Below are 20,853 nucleotides of genomic sequence, written 5' to 3' on the forward strand. Positions count from 1 at the left end.
TCATGAGAAAAATTATCGTCCACATGTTCCTCACGCTTGATGGCGTCATGCAAGCTCCTGGTAGACCTGACGAAGACACTTCCGACGGCTTCAAATATGGCGGTTGGACTGCGCCGTATTTTGCCGAAGCTGACGAAGCGGCGGGTTCGTTCATGGCAAAATATATGAAGCCTGCAGATCTTCTTTTAGGCAGGAAAACATTTGAGTTTTTTGCTTCCTATTGGCCTGAGCATGCAGACATGTGGCCTGGCATCAATGACGTCACAAAATATGTGATGAGTAATACCATGGACAAATCAGATTGGAAAAACTCAGTTTTTCTGAAAAGCATCGATGACATCAAAAAGCTCAAGAATTCAGAAGGCTCTGATATCCAAGTTCACGGCAGCGGCAACCTGATCCAGACACTCCTCAAATATGATCTGGTTGATGAGCTGTGGTTGAAGACTTTCCCCGTCACGCTCGGCAACGGCAAGCGTTTGTTTAGTGAGGGCACTCTTCCTGCAGCCTTTACAGTAACAGACAGTTTGGTTACGCCAAATGGTGCGATTTTCGCCAATTATGAGCGAGCCGGAGAAGTGAAGACAGGCACTGTTGGGGCTTAGGGCAGCTCACTCATTCATTTCATAATTCCCCAGATAAGCTGAATATCTTCACCAGGTGTTTTCGTTTGTAATCATTGGTAGCAGTGATAGCAGATGTTTGAAATGCGTCAACTATCCTGCACCAAATGTTTGGATTTTGAGCCGAAAGGCTCTTTTTCTTTGCCTCAACAATGGACTTAAAGGGGTCGTTGAGTATATAAGACAACTTCTTGTCCGTTAATTCAATGTTTGAAAGTACGTATTCCAATAACTTCTGTCGTAGGTCGTCATCGCTCTCTTTGAATAGCATTTCTGCCCGTTGTGCCAAGTCTAACAGATAAGAGGCGGTTACTTGAAAGTCTTTATTGTCGCTTGTCAGCAACTTTAGGCGGTCATTCAGTTCCTGCTGCCGCTTTTCTAGGTCAGTTGCAATTTCATCGTGTAGTGTCTGTGTAATTCGCCAGGCACAGCGAACGTGATCCTGTCCCGTGCGCAGCGAGCGCATTCTCGTCTTTCCCAGGCCGGGAGCGGCTGGTTCGTAATGCTCGCGGTTCTACAACTGGGCAAGTGACGATCAAACTGTCCGGGGTTCCAGACAACTTTGCCACCTCGCTCGGTTTGGCCCCGGCAAGAGCTTCCCGCTGACGGTCGCTGGCTTCCTTCTCCTCGGACAAGTTTGCTTATCCGAAGAAAGCTTCATGTCTTCTTTTCCTGGCTGTTCCTCAATTCTTCCTCTCTTCTCCCTTTTTTGCTCTTCCTCCCGTTGTTTCTGCCACCTCTCACGGATTCAACGTCTGCTTCTGAACGATTTTCGCTCATCAGATCAGGATTAGCTCTTCAATAACCTCGTTGCGCAATTCGTGGGCAACACAGCCAGAGAGGCCGCCGTATCGATGAAGCCAGCTTCGCCAGGGATGGTATCATTAAAGATAGCGGCCGAGACGGTGCCCCCATGGAAGGCCACAATCAGAGCGCGAAGGGTGCTCGAAGGTTTCGCATAGACTCCCGAGAGGTCTATATGACCTGCTCGGATCAGAGTTAGCAACGAGGACAATTCTAAGCAAAGAGAGTGGAGATCATGACCAAGAACGACGAACAGAGGATTGCAGAAGAACCACACAGGAAACAGAGTCGACGACGTTTTCTTGAAGGCACCCTTGGTGCGGCCCTGGCGTCCGCAGGTATCTACGGACTCATCGACACGCTGGTTCAACCACCTGAGCAGGTCGCTTTCGCGGACGGCCAACCGTTGCCGCAACCGTTGCCGCCGGAACAATACATCATCCAGAACGTTCCGATTATCAAGGACAATGGCTCCGGCATCAACAGTAGCAATGGTACGATTCCAGTCTTAGTACACCCACTGCACAATCACATCATTACCGCGAAATTGCGTGTCCCGGCGAACGCGAAAACCTTACAGGAGGCGCAGCACCACCTGGAATCCGTCCTGCTGGGCCTGGAACAGCAATTTCCACCCACGCTCAGTGGATTGGGCATCGCGGTCGCCTGGGGACTCTCCTACTTTCACCATTACATCCCCAGTCTGGGGAAAACTTCTAGTTTTTTCAAGGCTGGGACGCGCTACCCGGATTATTTGCCGGTTGACCTGGTGACATCTAAGCTCGAGGGCCATACCGTCTATGCGGTCCAGGATGCCATGACGTTCCCCAGCGACCAGCCCCCTGCTGGCTTTGGACCGGTTCACCTGGAGCAGAACGATGTGGCCGTGTTACTGCGCAGTGACTCGCTCACGAATGTTATGGAAGCCACCAACGCCCTTTTCGGGACGGCAAGCAACCAGGCGGGCAGTCTGTTCAAAGTGACGAGTATTCGCAGAGGCTTCGCCGGGGGCGGGTTCTATGGGAAACAGAGCCTGCCGAGCAGGCTGGCGCTGGCGGCGAATATTCCTGGCGCGAAGTCGATCCCTCCCTATGCTGAGGTCTTCCTCGGCTTCACCACCACCTTGCAGTCGAATATGGGTCCCGGCATCATCGCGAATCTGGAGACCTTACCTGGCGAGACCGATCAGTGGCCCCACGGCTACTTCCAGCATGGTACAACCATGCATCTCTCCCACCTGTTTGAAGATCTGGCTACTTGGTACGGACAGGGCTTCCCCACGTATGCTGATCGCGTCCAGGCGATGTTGCAGCCCGGCCTCTCGCCTGCGCCGGGGACGCTCACCCTCAATCCGCCAGGTCAAAGTGAGGCCAATGTGGTGCAAGGGGTCCACCAGTACCACGCCTACGGCCACACTGGGAGCATGGCGCCGGTGGACAGCACGACAGCGCCGACGACCAGCAACTACGGCGTGGACTACCCCACGGGGACGACCATTCCCGTGCGCGGTGATTTCAATACGCTGGACAATCCGTTCCACTACACCTCCGACCCGGCGGCAGACCACTACAGCAGCACGCCCGCCGCCGGGCTGCACTTCATCGTCTTCCAGCCGACGATTGCAATCTTCAATCGCGTTCGGCTCGCGATGGACGGCCACTATTCCGATCAGACCCTCTCCGTCGCACCGCGCTCCCCCCACGCCGGCATCAACTCGGTCCTGTTCACGACCCACCGGCAGAACTACATAGTTCCATCTCGTCTTCATCGCTCCTTCCCGCTAGCCGAGTTTCTGACCTGATCCCAACGAGGCGATGAGGGAAAAGAACGTGGAGGATGCGTATGATCAGAAATTCTTACAGTTGTAGATGGCTTGCGATAGCGCTTCGGCGCCTGTAATGGCAGCGCCTTGCGAGGGCTTGATGCGTGCGTCGCCAGAATGACCAGGCCAACCGATACGCAAAAGGAAGAGACCGTTGGCCTACAAGATAAGAGAAAAGCCGTCGGATTTCAGCAACAGAGAGGGGAATCATCACAGGGAGATCAGAAGATACGTGGGCTTGAACAGGGGCGATCTCCTCTGATTCTGGGGTCTGGAAAGACTGTCCAGACTTTTTTTAAGCGCATCTTCTTCTCCATTGGCTCGCAAAACGGTTAAAAAGGACAATGCGAGCATGGAGAGCGTCACATGACGGTACCATCCGTGCCAGGAACGCACTTCGTACTCATCCAAGCCCACTTCACCTTTCCCTTCCTCAAAACATTGCTCCACCGTCCAACGTGCGCCGAAAGCCTCCACCATCTCCTCTAAAGAGGTGCCAGCGGGAGCAAAAACCAGTACATAGGCCATCTCAGCAGGTTGTGTTCCTTCGTCCAGGCTTGTTGAATCAGGAGCCAGCGCTGCCACCCGCTGATCTCTGGTGCAGTGAGTTCAAGGCGTGCCCATGCAAAGAGGCGAGGTCCTTTGCTCCCTATGCCTGCACTCAATTCCTGCCAATCTTCTCTGGCTATGCCATACGCTACCTGGTCCACTCGCTTGCGGGTTCCTTGCACCTCCACGTGCTCTTTGCAAGCCACCGCCAGCGCATACGCCTGTTTGCGAGTCTCCAGACTAGCCCGCAACGACTGTGCGCTCCCGTACACGGTATCTCCGGTGTGCGCCGTGAGGCGCGTTGTGGTATCCCTGCTGCAAGCAGGAGGAACTGAGAAGAGGTTTCTGGGTTACTGGCATAGCCAGAGGCGAAAGCTGAAGGTGACCAAGCGTGTCAGGGAAGCGGTGCATGTCCGAAAGCGTTGTAGGGCAGGGCATTCGTACGACCCGCTCGCCATGGGTAGAGCTAGACTGCCCGAACTCCAATCCTGACGGGGTGTATGTGCCCACCCATCGGAAGAACGCTTGAAACCGATGACACGTTCTCCTCTGGTATAAACCGGAGGCCGGAGGACTTCTCTGAGCGTGAACGGGGACCAACGAGGTCTTTCAAGGGATAAGTGGAGACCCTAAAGCGAGCTAGCACGTATCACAACGACGTACCACGGGATCACCTTCCTGGTGCGAGCCAGATGGTGACAGAGCCGCCATATGATTGCGCCCATGTGGCATAGAAGTCTCTGCCTTGGAAAAGGCATCACTGGAGCATGGTGATTAAAGCAGCATCTTACCTGCGCTCACAATGAGTTCAGGGATACCTTCCTCCGAAAGGTGAGAGGGGACAGTAGCATGATGTGAGCAAGGCTGGTGAAGTTCGAGTACCGCGAACCAGAGGTCAGTCAGCGAGGTCGTGCGTGGTGAAGACCGGATTGTTTGAAACCTAGTCGTGGGGGAAAAGTGGCAGCCCGCAGGATACGGTATGATCGCCTGCGCTCGATGTTGTAGAGAAAGCTCATATTTCCCTGCAAAGCTCCCATCGAGACCAGCCCGCAAGGAGCGGGAAACGACGGACGGGACACCTAAAACACGAAGCGAGGCTTCTAGAGCAACTTGGGGATGGCCTACAGCCTGTGAAGGCCAAGGTCACGGAGGAGTCATAGTACTATCTCATCAAAAGTTTTTGTTGAGAAGGAAGGACTCTAGGGAATCTGCTTAATTCTAAGGAGGTTGACTTGGACGAGTCACACAAGACCTTACAGAGACTTGAGCGCCTACGACAACTGAATACAGACAGGAACTGGATCAACTCGAACCTCTATCGCCTGATGTACAAAGAAGATTTGTACGTTCTGGCCTACGAAAGGATTAAATCAGCCCCAGGGAATATGACCCCAGGAACGGATGGAAAAACCATCGACGGCATCTCCATGTGCATGATCCAACACATCATCGAGGAGATGCGAACGGAACGATTTCAGTTCAAACCGGTCCGAACGGTCTATCTGCCAAAACCCAACGGAAAGAAGAGAAAGTTAGGAATCCCCTCCACGCGCGATAAAATCGTGCAAGAGGTGATCCGCACCATTCTCGAATGCATCTATGATAGCCCAAAGGGACCATACTTTCACGAAACCAGCCACGGCTTCCGCCCGAACCGCAGTTGTCACACAGCGCTACGGGAGATTCGCGGGAAATGGCCGGCCATCAACTGGTTTTTGGAGGGAGATATTCAATCCTGCTTCGACGCGATCGACCACGGCGTGTTAGTGAGCCTCCTTCGCAAGAAGATTCGAGACGAGCGCTTTCTCAATCTCATATGGAAGCTCCTGCGGGCAGGATACTTAGACCTACGAGAAGCGAGACACGATAGTCTGGCAGGAACCCCGCAAGGCGGCCTGGCAAGCCCAATCCTTGCAAACGTGTACTTGCATGAACTGGATGAAAAAGTCGAAGAAATGTGCAAACAGGTAGAGAGAGGCGGGAAACGGAAACGACGAAACCCCCTCTACCACAAACTGTCAGAACAAAAACTCCGCCTTGTCAAGAAAGGAGCAACACGCACAAAAGAATTCCGCGAATTAGTACGACAAATCCGAAATATGCCAGCAGTAGACGTGGATGACCCTAACTTCATCCGCCTCAAATATCTGAGGTATGCGGACGATTGGCTGGTTGGGATCTGCGGACCTCGAAAGCTTGCAGAACAAGTCAAGGAAGAACTGAAAACCTTCCTGAGTCAACGCCTCAAGCTCACCTTGAGCGCGGAAAAGACAAAAATCACGCATGCACGCAAAGAACAGGCCCACTTCCTTGGAACTCGACTAGCCATTGGAAGAGAAGGAATTCAACGAGTCGTCACGACCAACAACGGTTCCGTACGGCCTGTCAAACGCCGTTCAACGGGCTGGGAAATAGTTATGGTGGCTCCCAGAGATGAGCTCATCAAGAAACTCCATGCGAAAGGATTTTGCACTGCACTAGGACAACCCACCACCAAGTTAGGATGGATACATCTAGATGCAGACCAAATCATCGCCCTCTACAATGGCATCAATCGAGGAGTACAAAACTACTATCGCTTCGCGGACAACTTTTCACACCTGATACGTATCCAATACATTCTCAAGTTCTCACTTGCTCACACGCTGGCAGCGAAATACAAGTGCTCAGTGCGCCAAGTTTTCAAGCGCTTTGGGAAAACTCCTACCGTTACCATCAAAGCAAAAGATGGGAAACGAGATCGTCAGGTCGCATTCTACAACAACAACGACTGGAAAAAGCAACGGAACGGTTTTCAAATCAACCAAGCGACAGTCGATCAGCTCCGATGGAGCATGAAATTGCGATCACGCTCAAAATTGGGAATGCCATGCTGTATTTGTAGCAGTTCTGAGCAAGTAGAAATGCACCATGTCCGCCATATTCGGAAAACTGGCGCGAAAAAACCAGCCGGCATCAACGCCATATTACAACTGATGAATCGAAAACAGATCCCTGTCTGTTCAGAATGCCATCAGAAGATCCATCGAGGCGACTACAGTGGAATACGTCTCTCTGATCTGGCATACAACCCGTACGAATCAGTACAACGTAGGAGATTCCGTGAGAGCCGTATGCGGTGACAAGCTGCACGTACGGTTCGGGAGGGGGAGGTTGATGCTCTTGAGTGATCAAGACCTGGCCTCCTACCTCACGTCGTAGGAGTGACGACCTACCAGGGAGATCGGGAGATCCGGTCGCAGGGCAAAGGGCGGCAGGAGGGGCAGGCCAGAACTGTGTAGGGTTAGAAGGCCGTGAAATGCGTAAGTCCTTCCTTATTCCTCATGCGAGAATTTGTTTCCTCTGGAAAGCTGTATGCTCGGAAACGGGCCTGTACAGTTTGGGAAGGGGGCAACAGAAAAGGGCTGTTTCGGCAGTACCTCGCTGGTGCCCTACTTCATTACCCAGGCAACGGGGAGGCCAGCATCTACATTACGCCAGAGCATTTGCGCAGCCAGTTCTGGTTTGGTGGCGAGCGTTACTGAAGTAGGCACATGAGCTTCTCGGCAACGCTCCTGGTCGTCAGTCCAACTCTTGGGCACATACAATTCGCGATCCAGCAACGTGTGTCCACGCGAACTCGCGTAGGAAAGAAACACGCCCACCTGGCAGTTTTCGATCCGTCCCGCCGTGCCGCTGTATTGTCGTTGCACTCCCACGGATTTGCGCCCCTTTTTGAGAAATCCGGTCTCATCGATCACCAACACTCCATGGGGGTCTGCAAGTGTTTCTCTGACATAGGTTCGCAGCTTATCTCGCACTCAGTCGCAATCCCATTTCGCCCGATCCAAAAGATGTTGCATTGCGTAGGGAGTCGCTTCTCCTCCTTCTTCAGCCAGTTGCCACCCGTTTTTCCGTGAAACGTCACTCATCAAGCCTCGCTGATAGCTCAGTGCTCGGTGATGAGGTACTTGTCGCACGAAATGCTGTCTGATCCGTTGGCCCAGTTCCTGGAAAGCTGTGGCCCTATGTTTTCAGGTAAATAAGATTCATTGATCGTGGGAAAAGGAAGAGACATAGAAGATTTTTCCTTTTGTCATAAACTCTACTTTGTACAATGTTGAAAAAGCGGCCAGAAATTGGTCCTTGGCTCAAGAGCGTCATATCGTGATGATGCATAGAAATGGCACGATTGGCGCTCTAGACAGACAGCGTGGGGCGTTGACTTTCCTCGTGGAGCCGAGGAAAGTATTGATGTCTTCTGGGGATTACAGATGAAGCTCCTGGGTCCTGATAAACCTGGCCGAGAGGCAGCAGCCGAGCAGGAAGGCCGTGCCAGCCATGAGCAGAGCGCTATGCATGCCAGAGAGAAACGTGTGCTGGTCCGCAACTAGCGAACCCAGAACTGCTGTGCCCAGAACCTGGCCCATCTGGCGACTGGCATTGAGAACGCCTGAGGCGGTGCCGGGCCGCTTACCGGGCGCGCTTGCGATAACTGCTGCGGTCATCGCTGGCATGGTAAAGGACGTGCCAAAGCCTATGGCAAGCAGGGCCGGCAGAGCAGCAGATAGGCAGTGCTGACTTGGGCCAGGCTCATGCCGAGCATACCAAAGCCGCTGATAGCGAGCCCAAGCATCATTGGCAGGCGGGGGCCAGTACGCCCGGTGATCCAGCCCGCAAGCATTGAGCCTGCAAAGACCATGCAGCTTTCCGGTAACAAGGCCAGGCCAGTGAGCAATGGTGAGTAGCCCTGGATGTGTGGGAAGTAGAGATTGATCACAAAGAACTGGCCATAGAAGCCAAAATTGAGCAGCAGGCCAACCAGATTGCTCGCTGAGAATGTGGCCGAGGCAAAGAGGTTGAGCGGCAACATGGGAGATGCGGCACGTTTCTCGCGCAGGATGAAAAGCACGGCAGCCAGGATGAAGAGCGAGAACATGAGCAGGATGAGTGGGTGCATCCAGCCCAGCGCTGGTTCTTCAATCAAAGCGAACGTGAGCATGCCTGGACCCAGGATCGCAAGGGCCTGGGCTGGCGGGTCGAGTCCCTGTGGAGCCAGTCGCGGCGGCTGGGGTACAAAGGCCAGGGTCAGGCCGTAACCTAGAACACCGATCGGCACATTGATCAGAAAAATGCCGCGCCAGCTCAGTGCACCGACCAGGAATCCACCAAGCACCGGCCCAAACGCCGCGGCGATGCCTGCGGTGGCGACCGACAATTGTATGGTCACTGCTTGTGATGGGTCGTCTGGCGGAGGGTGTCTGTCGTCGTTGTGAGTTTTGGATGGAGGCTCTTGTTGACGTGAGAGAACCAGATCGCGAAGGTCAGCCGCGATCCGCAGCCGTGAGACTGGAGCATGGAGCATGCTTCTGGCGAGCACAAGGGGATTGTTTGCCTCATTTTCTGGCAAGGAATCACGGAAGCTCTCGACGACGAGCATGTGCCTGGCCGGGAAGGTGTCCCGACGTGGAGACTGGCGCGTTCTCTTCAGGTGCTCGAAGAGGCCGGAGGAGATCCGTGTCACCCGCCCATCCAGATGTGCTGGTGGACTCGCATATACAGTTGAGTCTCTCAACAGCAGAAAGTGAAGCGCATCATATTCTATTCGTGTAAAAGATGCTATACTCGTAGATAAGAGAGAAGCGAGCGCGAGCAGAAAGCGAGGAGCCTGTGCGTCGAGGAAAGGAAACTGTTTTGGAATGGCTTGCCAACATCTGGCACATCATTTGGCACATTTTTCTTCCCATTGCTGTGGTAGGAGGGGTGATCTATTATGCCTTGATAACCATCCAGTCCAGTATCGTGGGCATGCAGTTTCAGCAAACACACCCGATCACGCAGGCAAGGGTCCTGCGCACCTTTACCCATACCTATTATACCGATGATTCACAAACGCATACCTCCAGCAGACATACGGAGACCTGCGCGGCGCGCATCAGCTTTCGTGCTAACGGACAGGACATCGAGGTAGATGTCAGCCAGATGCTTGCCTGTCCGATGCAGATCGGAGATCAGCCAAAGATCGCCTATGATCCCCAGCAGCCAGCGCATGTACAGTTTGTGCCTGGCGGCGATCCGTTCTGGGGCAATATCCTGCAAATCCTCCTTGTGTTGCCATTGGTGGGCGTCGCTCTGTTTCTGGGCATCGCGTTTATTCGCGACTCTAGGCGTGGTTGGCTCTGACACAGGTTTGAAACGTCATACGTCGCAGACGCAACCCTTCGGGACGCGAATTGTAGTACCAGAGAGAAAACCATCGAACAAAAAAGAGAGGAGACGCATGTTTCAACAGCAGAGATCTGGCTTTTTTCTGGCAGGTACCATCGTTTTTGTAGCGCTTTTTCTTCTCCTAAGCCTTTACTTCCTTCGTTTGTGGATTTGGCATCGCGTACTGGCCCATACTGCTGCCAGTAGTAGCAGTCATGATCGCGATCATGTATGTGCTCCGCCCACGTTCGCGGCAAGGATCTCCGAACGTGGGAAAAGCGAACTATCAACAACGCGGAGCAGACAAACAAGCCTCTCGAGCACAAGACAGACCCTCTTAACGGCTGCCTGACAGTGGTGCCCGTTTTGAGGTTCGGAAGTCATCCTGAAATGGAGTGGAGTGAAGGTGCTCGGCATCGAGGAGAGCCAGATCAGGACACACAAAAAAGACCTGGAGCGCTCCAGGTCTTTTTTGTGTGTGAGGGTGTTGGGAGAATGAGGCTTGGTGTGCTTCCTCAAGCAGGTAGAGTTTCCTCCTCCGGAAGAGGGCAGAGGGAGTTCTTTTTGGGTGTGGATGTTGTGGGCAAAATTATTATAGTTGTTCACAACGAACGAGTGTTGGGAGAGATGTGAAGAGGAGTAGCCTCGCTTTGCCTTCTCGTCTCAGCTTCCCCTCGCCTTTTCGTCTCTCCCTTCCTCGCTCCACTCCGCTACGGCTGCTGCTGCTGGCTGTTCTCTTTTGCGCGTGATGTTTGTTTTATTGCCAGGATATCGAGGGGAGGGTGGAAGCGATTGTGGAAAACGCGCGATATCGTATCGATTTTGTGAGAAGTTGCGTGCAGCCGCAGCCGTTGGTGCCTCAGCATCTCTTATAGCAGCAACCGTTGCCTCGTGTTGCAGTCATATTTCGCCTGGCGCTGCCCTCGTAGGCAAGAGAAGAGATTCTGCTAGCCTCTCTGTCCCCAGGTCAAAGCTTGGCGGCGACCTCCTGTCTTCTCTCACTCTAGCTCTCTTCGGCAACCGAAGTTGTGCCTTGCCACGCTGTCGCGTCCAGGTTGCTGCCGTCTTCGCCGATCTAGCCAGCCAGGCGAGGAGCCTAGCTTTTGTGATCCCTGCGTGTGGATCAACGTTCTCTTTTGGCATAGTTTGCCCTCCACTTGATATAGCGCTCTATGAGCGTGAGAATGGCTGCGATTGCACCGGGAAGTGCGAGAAGTACGGCGATGAATGGATACATTCCCATGAGGTCATTTATCCTCCCAAACTGATCAGGTGTCTGTAGCTTCTTCTCCGGCGAGGCCAGGAAGAAGGATGTATATATATGCTTGTGAGAGTAGTGTAGCAAAGTTCATGTGTGGAGGTTCCCCAAATGAGATGGAAGCTGTAAAGCACTGTCTCGCTGCACGGTATTTTCGTGTGGATGAAAAAAGGAGAGAGAGAGAATAGAGCAGTGAATGCAGATGAGAAGCGGGGTGAACGCATTCACGAGTGAAGGAACCTTTGGTATGATATGGCTATGGTGGAGCGAAGACAAGAGCAAGTGCGCCTGCGATTACCCCTTGCCGCCGGCGTGATTATGGTTGCCGTCGAGGCCTTCATGCGGCAATTTCATGTGCCGCATTGCTATTTGTATGTGCAGGGGCACGTGGTGATAGAAGAGGGAAGCCAGCTCTGCGAGATTATGGGATGGGCGAGTGTGGTAGGTCCAGAGAAGGAACTGGACTTGCTTATTTTAGAAGATGCAGACGCAGAAGATGAAGTCGCCTGGCGCTGGGTCAATCCAACCTCAGGCTCTCTGCTGCTTTTGTCCACGCATCCGCTGGCCGAGGAGAGGTATTCTCTTAAGAAATGTTGACCCAGCGCCAGCTCTCGCACTCCTGGTGTTCTGGCGCGCTGGAACCGCAGATAGAGCGATTCCCAGTCCTGGTCCAGACTCGCTGGTGACAAACCAAACAGGGGCGATTGGGTGAGGGTAGGTTGCTTCCTCGGGGAGAAAGATGTGTGCTGAAGATTGTGCATCGCTTGGAGTGGCTGATGTTGTGGCCGATGGGAGAAAGGCCTCCTGTTCCATGATCATGGTCGTATCCTTCTTCTTAGAAATTGGCGCCAGGGGATGCCATAACTGTCCAGAAGTAGTGTGCCGGAAGGTGGGTTTGCGCTGGTTGTGGAGCACAAGAAACGCGCGGGCAGGTTGAGGCTTGCTTGCGCGTTTCTTCTCGTTTATGTATGGAAAGCATTCTCTCCTGGTTAGCTGGCGGTCACGCTAAATGGGCGCGCCCACGCGAGTCCGCCATGCGTGCAGTCAGCATCCTGGCACCAGAAAACTTCTACCGTTCCTTGAAAGGTGACGTCATAGGTAGAAAAACTCTCCGAGAAATATCCATACCCATTGGCATATTCATTGATATACTTGGACATGGCTTTATCTTTCATTTCGCCATTGACATACCAGCGGGTTTGGACATAGCCAGTGTTTCCTTGTGTCCATTTGTAGGACAGATAGACCGTCTGGCCGCTCTGGAACTTCGATTGCAGCGTGACTGGTCGTTGCTGACCATCAATCTCATTTGCCAGTTGCGCGGTAGGAATCACCTGCTGCGCGGCCTCGGAGAAGGTAGCCCCCGAAGGTGATTGGCTTTCAGTATAGGATGGATATGGCGTAGGTGTGAGTTGCACTGAGTATGCTGTTGCTGTGGCATCGCCTGCTGTTGCTGTGGCATCGTCTGCTGTCGCTGTGGCGTCCTGATTCATAGTTGCAGTTTTGTTATTCTGGACAGCAATATAGATTCCGCTAAAGCCACATGTGAGAACGAGCAGCACGGCGAGTATGATAATTGCCGCGATGGCGCCTCCTGATTGTTTCCGCGGCTGCGCCACGACTGGTGCCATCATTGGCTGTCCATATGGAACCTGCGGAGGCGGAGCGTACGGCGGCTGGCCGTATGCGTTTGACGATGGGGGTAGTGTGCCTGCATTTCCATAGGGATTATAGGCGGCACCGCTATTATACGGGTTGCTCGCGGGTGTGGGCGGCAGTGGCGTTAACGAGGCATTCGGAGCAGAAGCCTGTACGGTCGGTGGGAGCGCGTTATACTGCGGCGACGAGCCTGCGGCAAGCACCGTCGGGGGGACACTCTTTGTGGCGATTGCAGCACCACAGCGCACACAGTGGGATTGACCTGGAGGATGAGTGGCCTGGCAATGAGGGCAGATGTTTGTAGATTCTTGTGACACTTTTGATCCCCTCTAAATGAAATAACAGAAATACGAATGCTACATCGAACAATCAAACGAGCAGATAAGAGTATATCCCTTGCGGGCATCCGCGAAAAATGAACTACTTCATAATTTGAAAAGTGATCAGTAATCTACCACTGTCAAAACTGGCTCTTCACTATGAGACGAGAAGAGGGGTCAGTGAGCCTCGAAAGAGGAGCCACAAATGTTACATGCTCTATTGGTGCCTATGGACAGGCATAAGAGAGGAGGCCTTCGCTGAGGAACTGTTGGCCCAGGACCAGGTCTCACGCTCCTGGTGTTGTGGCGCGCCGGATCCGCAGATAGAGCGATCTCCAGCCCAGATCCAGGCGCGTTGCTGGCAAACGAAACACGCACGATGTGGAGGCGGGTAGGTGGCGCCCTCGGGGAGTGTGGTAGAGTGTGCATTGCTTGGAGTGGCTGATGGTGTCCGCGATGGGAGAAACGACTCCTGTTCCATGATCATGATACTATCCTTCTTCTTGGAAATTGGCGCGAGGGGATGCCTTCTCTTCGTATGCCATATCTGTTCAGGAGCAGCGTGCCAGGAAGTAGTTGCTGAGAGGGAGCTTCCCGGCTTTCTTCTCAGGTATTAGCAGGCTACTGGGCCCTTGAGTATTAACGGACCGGAATACCACGCTAAGCGCTTAGCGTGGTATTCCGGTCCGTTAATACTCAAGGGCCCATAAGGAGCCACACCAACATGATGGGTCGATTATGACTCCTCATCTCTCAATGGGAGAAGCACAGTGGCATGTATCGCCTTAAACAGGCTGATTTACCCATTTTCCCAGGCGGTGGATAGTATGTACCCGTTGGAAACCCACTGCTTCACTGGCACGATGGATAGGCATATTAGCAGAAAAAGGCTCGATAAATGCGCTGGTGGCTCCATACAATTTGAATCGGTGCAACATTGTCAACAACAAGGTGCGAGCAAGGCCGTGCCGACGGAAGCGTGGATGGACACCGATTGGTTCGATCTGCGCCACATGACGGCCTGGGTCATACCAGCCCACACAGAAAGCGGCCAGTAATCCATCAGGGGCACAAATCACGAGATCCAGGTCGGATCGATACTGCGGAGTACACAACGAGCGTGCGCGCCATTCTGATGTCATCGAAGCACTCTCGAAGGCTAAACGATGAAGCTCGGCGTAGTCAGCAACCTCTTGCTCGCCCATGAGGGGACGGAGCACGAAGCCTTCTGATAGCTCAGGGACCGGAGCAAGGTCGTCCAGAGCATGTTGAAAGAGAGTGTAGCTATCGTTGTCTTCAAGCACAAAGCCATGAGCCTTTACCAATTGAAGGCGCTCGGCATCATCGTCGCGGAACTCCACCCAGTAGGGGAGTGGATAACCGCGTTCTACGTCGCATTCACGCATACGTCCTTCAGCCCAGGCAAAGATTTCTGCTTCGACCTCCTGCTTTGTGGGACCAGGCAGGATAAAGAAATCGAGTGCTGCCCAGTAGTATTGCCAGGCGGCGAAGCCAACAACCCTTCCGTTGGTATCTATCCAGAAGGAGCCGTCGTGTCCCTCGTTGATAACTGGAGCACTGAGACGCCAGGGCAGATCAAGTGTGTGGCGGCTGACCAGGGGAAACGAGCTCACAAGGTCAAACACTTTGAGCATGTCCCCTTCGCCTCGAAAGGAATGGCGGGTGATGGTCATATTTGGAACCTTCCTTTTTAGAACAAACTGAGCAAACGAATGAGCACAACACGGTCAGGGGTGAGCTCCACGCGACGCACATGATCATTGCTCAATTCTTCTCAAACTGGGAAGGGATGAAAGAAGGAAACAATAAGGCCATGGACGTCGATTTTTGCTCGCCCATAGCCTGTGGTGTGAGGATCAAAGCTGTTTGCTATCTTATAAATACTGTGCTTTTCCTCAGATTCTTCCTGAAAAAGGGCAGAATCCGGCCCTGGGCGACTGCGCAGAGTTCGCACAGAATGCTGCAATTGCCCGGCCTAGTGGTTCTGAATGCCATTACAAACCCCTTTTTTCGTAAAATCTGAAGACGAAAAGCTTCTGACGCTTCCACTGGAAGCGCTAGAACAATGTACCATACAGGAAAACGAATCGTCAAGGTTGTGTTGTCATAGACTGGCTATTTGGGGTAAACGATGTTTTTCCTTCTCAATTCTTTCAAGAACGTTGAAGACGGCCTTTGGGTATTAACAGGCCGGAATACCACGCTAAGCGCTTAGCGTGGTATTCCGGCCTGTTAATACCCAAAGGCCTACTGTTCCTTGTGATTGTTGAGTGCTTCTTGGAGGAGGGTCTCTTCTCGAGAGCGAGAAGAGTAGAGGTACCATTGGCCTGCGCGAAACACATAGGTCCAGGGAGTCTGCTGCTGTTGGTTCAGCAGCAGCAGCAGACTCCCGAGTTCCTGCGCCTGCTCATCTGTGGGCTGGCTCCAGCGGCGATCGTAGTCCCGTAGCTTAAACTGGCACCATGTTTGGGTTTTCTGCCTCATCTCCGCATCATTTTGGGCCTCAAAGAAGTCATGTGCATCTCCCAGAACTGGCTCAAGGCGATAGAGGTTGCCTCCCGTAAGGAGCTGTTCAACGTGTTCCAGCGTATTGTAGTGCTGGAGCAGGATCTGGCCAGCATAGGCTGGGTAGCCATCCTGAGAGAGATATACAAAATGAACGGATGTCTGGTGTGTGAGAGCAATACAGGCAGGTGTGCTCATGTCTCAAGCTCCTTTTCTGCTAAGCTGAAAGACGTCTGGCTTCGGCGTCCTCAATTTTGGCAAGCCATGAGGGGGTGATTGTCCCTCTCCATACTATAAGCTCTATCGTTTTCTTGTTGAAGAGTCCCAGAGTGTGTGTCCTTTATGACCTTATCGGTCACGTAAATGGTTGGCTGTGACAAGAATAAGAGAGGTTTCGATAACCACCGCAAGCACGCAGATAACTATCTGATGATCAAGAACAAGGCGCACCGCGCCAACGATGGTAGCCAGGGCCTGCGTGCTCAGGATAGCCCCCGCCAGTGCTGAGAGATGCGCCCCTGATCTTTTGGAGACCATCGTGTTATAGTGCTCATAGCCCTCGTATTGATGTGTTTTCTCCATCTGGTACAAGTAGTCTTTGATGCGGTCTATGATGTGCTCATTGTGGCCGCAATACTGCGTGAGGAACATCGTCGCGAGCGGATAGACCAGGATCGCCCACGACACTGCGCCTGGCTGTAAGCTCGCAAATACGACGCCAGAGAGGAGAGCAAAAAAACTAGGGCCGCATTTTTCTCTGGAATAGCGCGAGGAGCGGACGGTAATACAGAAGTCTAAGAGAGAAAAAAGTGCGGTATTTCTCAAACAGCACGAGCCCCAGGAGGCAAGAAAAGCAAAATTTCTTGCCGAAAAGATATGACCGTGTTATACTGGCGCAGCCACCTGGGCGGAAGAAACGCAACAGCTTGTGGCCAAGAGTTGATTGTTAGAGAGCAAGAAAGGAGAATTGGACTGTATGAATGATTTTCCTCATCTACATCTTGATACCATGATGCCTTCTTCAGGAGCAGGAGTGTAACTTTTCGAGATGGCCTGGAGAAGTGCTGTCGAGATGCGGGTGAAACGTTGTCTCTTTCCATCTCATTGACATCCCATTCTCCACTCCAATGCAGTGTCGCACGCTTGTGTTGGCGTGCGTTTCACAGCAAAAGTGGATCGGAGAAGAACATCGGTGAGTATCCTCACCTTTTGAGAGGAATATCTGTGGATCCACATAAGTACTCTGCCATTTCTCATCAAGGCTCACGATATTGTAATCCCTTTAGCGTGGAAAAAATGGAGGAATTCATCACCCTTCTGCAACTCACCCCAGAGGCTCGAGTGCTCGATATCGGAACAGGCAAGGCCGAATTGCTCATTCGTCTTGTCGAGCGTTATCAGGTCACGGCCCTCGGACTTGATTTCTCTTCTCCTTTCTTTCAGGAAGCACGTGAGCAAGCTGCGGCGCGCCTTCCTCAAGGGAAGCTGGAACTGCAAGAATGCGATGCATCCCTCTGCCGCGCAGCTCCCGAGACATTCGATCTTGCTATCTGTCTGGGAGCATCGGAGATTTATGGTGGCTTCAAAGGAACGCTTGAGCGCCTGTCCCAATATGTTCGTCCAGGTGGACAAGTATTCGTGGGAGATGGGTATTGGAAACAAGAGCCAGCCCCCGAGTACCTTGCTGCGATAGGGGCGTCTCGCGAGGAGCTAATGACCCATGCGGAAAATGTTGCTGCTGGCGTCACGCTCGGCCTTATCCCTCTGTATGCCTTGGTATGTAGCGATGACGAGTGGGATCGGTATGAATGGTCCCATTTACGAACAATGGAACGCTATGCCCAGCAGCATCCCGATGATCCAGATGTGCCAGCCCTGCTCGCACGGAGACGTGCTTGGCGCGATATCTCTCTACATTGGGGACGAGATACGTTAGGGTTTGGATTGTATCTGTTTCAAAAATAGCTGCTCATAACTCAAGCGGAAAACGATCAGAAGCCTCATCGGTTGATCAACCGATGAGGCTTCTAGGTGTGCAGCCCTCTGCCCTGTGCTCAAGAGAGAAAGGGCTTGAGAGTCAGATGTGCTCTACCAGAGAAAAAGGCGGTCCTAGAAAAAAAGGGTTGCTATGAAGAGATTTTTCTCCCCTCCCCCTTTGAGTCTTGGCACATTCCTCTATGTGCTGGGATGTACCCTGCTCGTCGTGGGCGCCTTCTTTTTCCCAGCATATATCACAGGTACATGGGAAACTTGATCACGACATGGTTTGCACATACCATTACCAACCATTGCAATAAAATTGGCAATCGGCTAAACGGTAAATGACGTGAAGGATTAGCAGCTGTAGCTCTCAAAATGGTCTGTCTATATGCCATTGGAAGACCATCCCTTGAGAAGGATCTTCTCGCGGAGCACCTATCATCACAAAACCGGTCTTTTGTGCAAGACGCTGCGATGGGATATTATCGAGAGAGGTGATAATGGTGAGAACTTGCAACGTCGTTTCTTCTCTTGCATACTGTTGAAGTAAATGGAGAGCTTTTGTTCCAACACCATGATTGTGATAGCAACGCTCAAAGAGATGGTAGGCCACAAGAGCTTCACCAGTTTGCACATTCATATCGTGGAGAAGGATCTGACCAACACATTTCTGCTTCCAAAAAAGAGAACGCAACTGTTCCCAAAAAAGTGGGAAAAAGGGACCAACCGTGGGCAAGACGCCACACTTTCGAGCTTCTTGACAGATGAGAACGTTTGTCCTATACTTGAGAAAATAGGAGGCAAGAGAAAGAGCAGAACCGCATGATTCGCGCCCATAAGATCAGACTGCATCCCACACCTGAGCAGGCCAACTCCCTTGCTCGTGCCGCAGGCGTTGCACGCTTTGTGTGGAATTAGGCGCTGGCCGAATGGAACCGCCAATACGAAGCCGGGGAGAAACCCACTGCCTTGAAACTCAAGAAGCAATTCAACGAGATCCGGCGGGTGCAATTCCCCTGGACATGGGAGGTGACGAAGAACGCCTCAGATCAGCCCTTTCTCGATCTAGGAAAAGCCTTCACCGCGTTTTTTGAAGGCAAAGCCAAACGCCCCAAGTTCAAGAGCAAGAAACAAAACAAACCCTCCTTTTACCTTGCCAACGATCAATTCGAGTTGGGGGATCATCGTCTGTGGGTTCCTAAGCTCGGATGGGTCAACATGGCGGAAAATCTGCGCTTCAAAGGTCGCGTGAGAGGAGCACGCATCACGAAAACAGCAGACTGGTGGTTTGTGTCTCTCCAGGTCGAACTCCCAGATGCGATCCCGGCGAAGAAACCAGCCGCTGTTGGTATCGATGTCGGACTGAACCGATTGGCCACCTTGAGTACAGGAGAGGGAGTCGAGAACCAAGCCTTCCTCAAAACGGCGCTCAAAAAATTGCGTCAGGCCAATAAGCGACTGCATCGCCGCAAACCGGGATCAAAAAACCGCGAGAAAGCGCGTAGACAGGTGGCACGACTCCATTATCGTATTACCTCTCTGAGAGACGATGTGCTCCACAAGCTCACAACCAGGCTTGCCAATTGCTATGGAAGCATTGGCATCGAAGACCTCAACCGGAAGCGGGTTGCTCAAGAATCGGCGGCTGTCTCGTTCGTTCTCTGACGCAGCATTGGGCAAACTGCTCTCCCTGCTCGGGGCGAAGGTAGAGCAGCAGGGTGGACAGGTGATCAAGGTGGGACGCTTCTTTCCTTCGAGTAAGACCTGCCACTGCTGCGGCTGGAAGTGGGAAGCGATGACGCTCAAAGATCGCACCTTCCTCTGCCAGAATCCATCATGCCCCTATTCTCAGTTCCCGCAAGATCGCGATCATAATGCGAGCCAGAATATCCTGCGGGAAGCCCTTCACTTGATCGGGCTCATTGACCAAGTCGTCACCGGTATTGGCTCAGACGAGGACGTAAACTTGCCTGCGGACGCGGGGTAAGACCAAAAAGGCTTCGGCCTTGAGGCTCCTACGGATGAAACAGGAACAACAAAAGGTGTAGCAGAGCTATGCTTGCATACGTTTTACTACAGTAATTGGAGCAGAAAAGTAATAGATATCCTCACGCTGCCTTGCTTGAGAGATCCAGTGATCCACAAAATGGGCAATATCTGCATCAAGAGAAAGGCAAAGAAGTATTTCTCTCGCAGGAACTCCAATAGAAACGTCATCGTTTTTGTATTCTGTACCACTATGAAACGCCATGTTTTCCTCCTTCGCCATACGTCTCGGTATCCTACATTCAAACTCGCAAAAAGCTTTCTATCGTAGCTTACCTCAGTTTCTTTCTTTGGACAAAGATGTTTGTGATTTTGCAGCATATTGTGGCAAAATCGAGCGCGATATCCTTCACAAGGAGAGCGGCACGATATCCTTCACAAAGGGGGAAAAGGCTCGAAATAGGAGATTTCCTCCCATCTGAGTCGGCTTGTGAGGAGCGTCCGTGGAAAAGTCCCTCACCCCGCGCCGATTTTCTCAAGTTGGCTGGGGTGAGGGTGGCTCGTGCGTCGGGCGCTTTTGTGTTACAAGATCTCCTGCCAAGATATGGACCTCCATCACTTTTGGTGATGCCTGTTGGCCGAGGTCACGACAAGCATTTGAGGAAGTCGATGCTCACCTGAGTCCTTTCCGCAGAAAGACTCGGTGATAACCATCTTCTACTCGCCGCCCATCTTCCTCAAATCCAAGCTTGTGATAGAAGCGGAGATTTTCGGTCATCACTTCATTCGTGTACAAGCGAATCTCATCTAACTGCTCTTTTCGCCCCTGCTGTTCAACGAAGGCCATGAGCACCTGCCCCAATCCCTGCCCTTGAAAACGTGGGTCAACGGCGACATTCTCCACAAGCAAACTCCTCTCCCATGACATCATCACCAGGACTCCTCGCACCTCTTCTTCGTTTGCAAGTACATAGACTACACCTTGTGCAATGAGCGCCTCGTAATCGGCATGCAGAGGAGTTGGTTCCCTGCCCATGCGAACAAGATACTTGGAATAGGCTGCGCGAACACAGGCCCAAACAGCCCTTTGATCTGCGGCCTGAGCCTGTCGAATGCGTATGTTTTCCACGTGGAACCTCT

General features: G+C 52.5%; 19 protein-coding genes and 2 pseudogenes. 7 read left to right on the plus strand and 14 right to left on the minus strand.

Annotated elements, in window-relative coordinates; translation table 11 throughout:
• Positions 1-2: 2 nt before the first annotated feature.
• Positions 3-605, plus strand: coding sequence for a dihydrofolate reductase family protein (locus tag KRAC_RS52940; RefSeq protein ID WP_007921343.1), 603 nt, complete (start codon positions 3-5; stop codon positions 603-605).
• A 19-nt stretch (positions 606-624) separates the two neighbouring features.
• Here KRAC_RS52940 and KRAC_RS52945 read toward each other — a convergent pair whose 3' ends face one another.
• Positions 625-1,089 carry a hypothetical protein gene (locus KRAC_RS52945; RefSeq protein WP_007921345.1) on the minus strand — a complete coding sequence of 155 codons (465 nt, stop codon included), beginning with the start codon at positions 1,087-1,089 and terminating at the stop codon, positions 625-627.
• Positions 1,090-1,413: 324 nt separating this feature from the next.
• Positions 1,414-1,629: a hypothetical protein gene (locus tag KRAC_RS73130; protein WP_157508107.1), complete on the minus strand. Its 216-nt coding sequence runs from the start codon at positions 1,627-1,629 to the stop codon at positions 1,414-1,416.
• Between the two features lie 33 nt (positions 1,630-1,662).
• Between KRAC_RS73130 and KRAC_RS52950 the strand changes: the two genes are divergently transcribed.
• Positions 1,663-3,228, plus strand: coding sequence for a DUF7405 family protein (locus KRAC_RS52950; protein WP_007921347.1), 1,566 nt, complete (start codon positions 1,663-1,665; stop codon positions 3,226-3,228).
• Positions 3,229-3,734: 506 nt separating this feature from the next.
• Here KRAC_RS52950 and KRAC_RS64345 read toward each other — a convergent pair.
• Positions 3,735-4,049, minus strand: a complete 315-nt coding sequence (locus tag KRAC_RS64345) for a hypothetical protein (protein WP_052569313.1) — start codon at positions 4,047-4,049, stop codon at positions 3,735-3,737.
• A 981-nt stretch (positions 4,050-5,030) separates the two neighbouring features.
• Between KRAC_RS64345 and KRAC_RS52960 the strand changes: the two genes are divergently transcribed.
• On the plus strand, positions 5,031-6,920 hold the full coding sequence (locus KRAC_RS52960) for a reverse transcriptase/maturase family protein (protein WP_007921348.1): 1,890 nt from the start codon (positions 5,031-5,033) through the stop codon (positions 6,918-6,920).
• Positions 6,921-7,238: 318 nt separating this feature from the next.
• Here the strand turns inward: KRAC_RS52960 and KRAC_RS69910 are convergent.
• The 3 genes and pseudogenes from KRAC_RS69910 to KRAC_RS52970 form a co-directional block, all read right to left on the minus strand.
• Positions 7,239-7,784, minus strand: a pseudogene (locus KRAC_RS69910) (IS701 family transposase); the annotation flags it as partial.
• A gap of 261 nt (positions 7,785-8,045) precedes the next feature.
• Positions 8,046-8,294 (minus strand): hypothetical protein, encoded by a 249-nt coding sequence (locus KRAC_RS73135; protein ID WP_157508109.1) that lies wholly within the window; start codon positions 8,292-8,294, stop codon positions 8,046-8,048.
• Positions 8,295-8,314: 20 nt separating this feature from the next.
• Positions 8,315-9,301 carry an MFS transporter gene (locus KRAC_RS52970; protein ID WP_052569315.1) on the minus strand — a complete coding sequence of 329 codons (987 nt, stop codon included), beginning with the start codon at positions 9,299-9,301 and terminating at the stop codon, positions 8,315-8,317.
• 146 nt (positions 9,302-9,447) lie between these two features.
• Here KRAC_RS52970 and KRAC_RS52975 point away from each other — a divergent pair, with 146 nt between their 5' ends.
• Together KRAC_RS52975 and KRAC_RS52985 are read left to right on the plus strand one after the other, a co-directional pair.
• On the plus strand, positions 9,448-9,960 hold the full coding sequence (locus tag KRAC_RS52975; RefSeq protein ID WP_211221501.1) for a DUF3592 domain-containing protein: 513 nt from the start codon (positions 9,448-9,450) through the stop codon (positions 9,958-9,960).
• Between the two features lie 1,534 nt (positions 9,961-11,494).
• Entirely contained in the window at positions 11,495-11,839 is a 345-nt protein-coding gene (locus KRAC_RS52985) for a hypothetical protein (RefSeq protein ID WP_007921357.1), read from the plus strand.
• Between the two features lie 392 nt (positions 11,840-12,231).
• On the opposite strand, the gene KRAC_RS52990 is transcribed toward KRAC_RS52985, so the two are convergent.
• The 5 genes from KRAC_RS52990 to KRAC_RS53015 form a co-directional block, all read right to left on the minus strand.
• Positions 12,232-13,218: a hypothetical protein gene (locus tag KRAC_RS52990; RefSeq protein ID WP_007921358.1), complete on the minus strand. Its 987-nt coding sequence runs from the start codon at positions 13,216-13,218 to the stop codon at positions 12,232-12,234.
• Positions 13,219-13,438: 220 nt separating this feature from the next.
• Entirely contained in the window at positions 13,439-13,708 is a 270-nt protein-coding gene (locus tag KRAC_RS52995; RefSeq protein WP_007921359.1) for a hypothetical protein, read from the minus strand.
• Positions 13,709-14,006: 298 nt separating this feature from the next.
• The gene (locus tag KRAC_RS64350; protein ID WP_052569316.1) at positions 14,007-14,915 is read right to left on the minus strand and encodes a GNAT family N-acetyltransferase; all 909 of its coding nucleotides are present in this window, start codon (positions 14,913-14,915) and stop codon (positions 14,007-14,009) included.
• Positions 14,916-15,489: 574 nt separating this feature from the next.
• Positions 15,490-15,945, minus strand: coding sequence for a hypothetical protein (locus KRAC_RS53010; protein ID WP_007921361.1), 456 nt, complete (start codon positions 15,943-15,945; stop codon positions 15,490-15,492).
• A gap of 150 nt (positions 15,946-16,095) precedes the next feature.
• On the minus strand, positions 16,096-16,434 hold the full coding sequence (locus KRAC_RS53015; RefSeq protein WP_157508111.1) for a hypothetical protein: 339 nt from the start codon (positions 16,432-16,434) through the stop codon (positions 16,096-16,098).
• Between the two features lie 537 nt (positions 16,435-16,971).
• Between KRAC_RS53015 and KRAC_RS53020 the strand changes: the two genes are divergently transcribed.
• Complete coding sequence (locus KRAC_RS53020) at positions 16,972-17,712, plus strand: SAM-dependent methyltransferase (RefSeq protein ID WP_007921365.1); 741 nt, start codon at positions 16,972-16,974, stop codon at positions 17,710-17,712.
• 385 nt (positions 17,713-18,097) lie between these two features.
• Here KRAC_RS53020 and KRAC_RS53025 read toward each other — a convergent pair whose 3' ends face one another.
• Positions 18,098-18,463, minus strand: coding sequence for a GNAT family N-acetyltransferase (locus KRAC_RS53025; protein ID WP_040447593.1), 366 nt, complete (start codon positions 18,461-18,463; stop codon positions 18,098-18,100).
• 86 nt (positions 18,464-18,549) lie between these two features.
• Between KRAC_RS53025 and KRAC_RS68270 the strand changes: the two are divergent.
• Positions 18,550-19,714: pseudogene (locus KRAC_RS68270) on the plus strand (RNA-guided endonuclease InsQ/TnpB family protein).
• Positions 19,715-19,780: 66 nt separating this feature from the next.
• On the opposite strand, the gene KRAC_RS73140 reads toward KRAC_RS68270, so the two are convergent.
• On the minus strand, positions 19,781-19,996 hold the full coding sequence (locus KRAC_RS73140) for a hypothetical protein (protein WP_169461058.1): 216 nt from the start codon (positions 19,994-19,996) through the stop codon (positions 19,781-19,783).
• A 390-nt stretch (positions 19,997-20,386) separates the two neighbouring features.
• On the minus strand, positions 20,387-20,842 hold the full coding sequence (locus KRAC_RS53040; protein ID WP_007921368.1) for a GNAT family N-acetyltransferase: 456 nt from the start codon (positions 20,840-20,842) through the stop codon (positions 20,387-20,389).
• Positions 20,843-20,853 lie beyond the last annotated feature (11 nt).

The organism is Ktedonobacter racemifer DSM 44963 (assembly GCF_000178855.1).
Classification (GTDB): domain Bacteria; phylum Chloroflexota; class Ktedonobacteria; order Ktedonobacterales; family Ktedonobacteraceae; genus Ktedonobacter; species Ktedonobacter racemifer.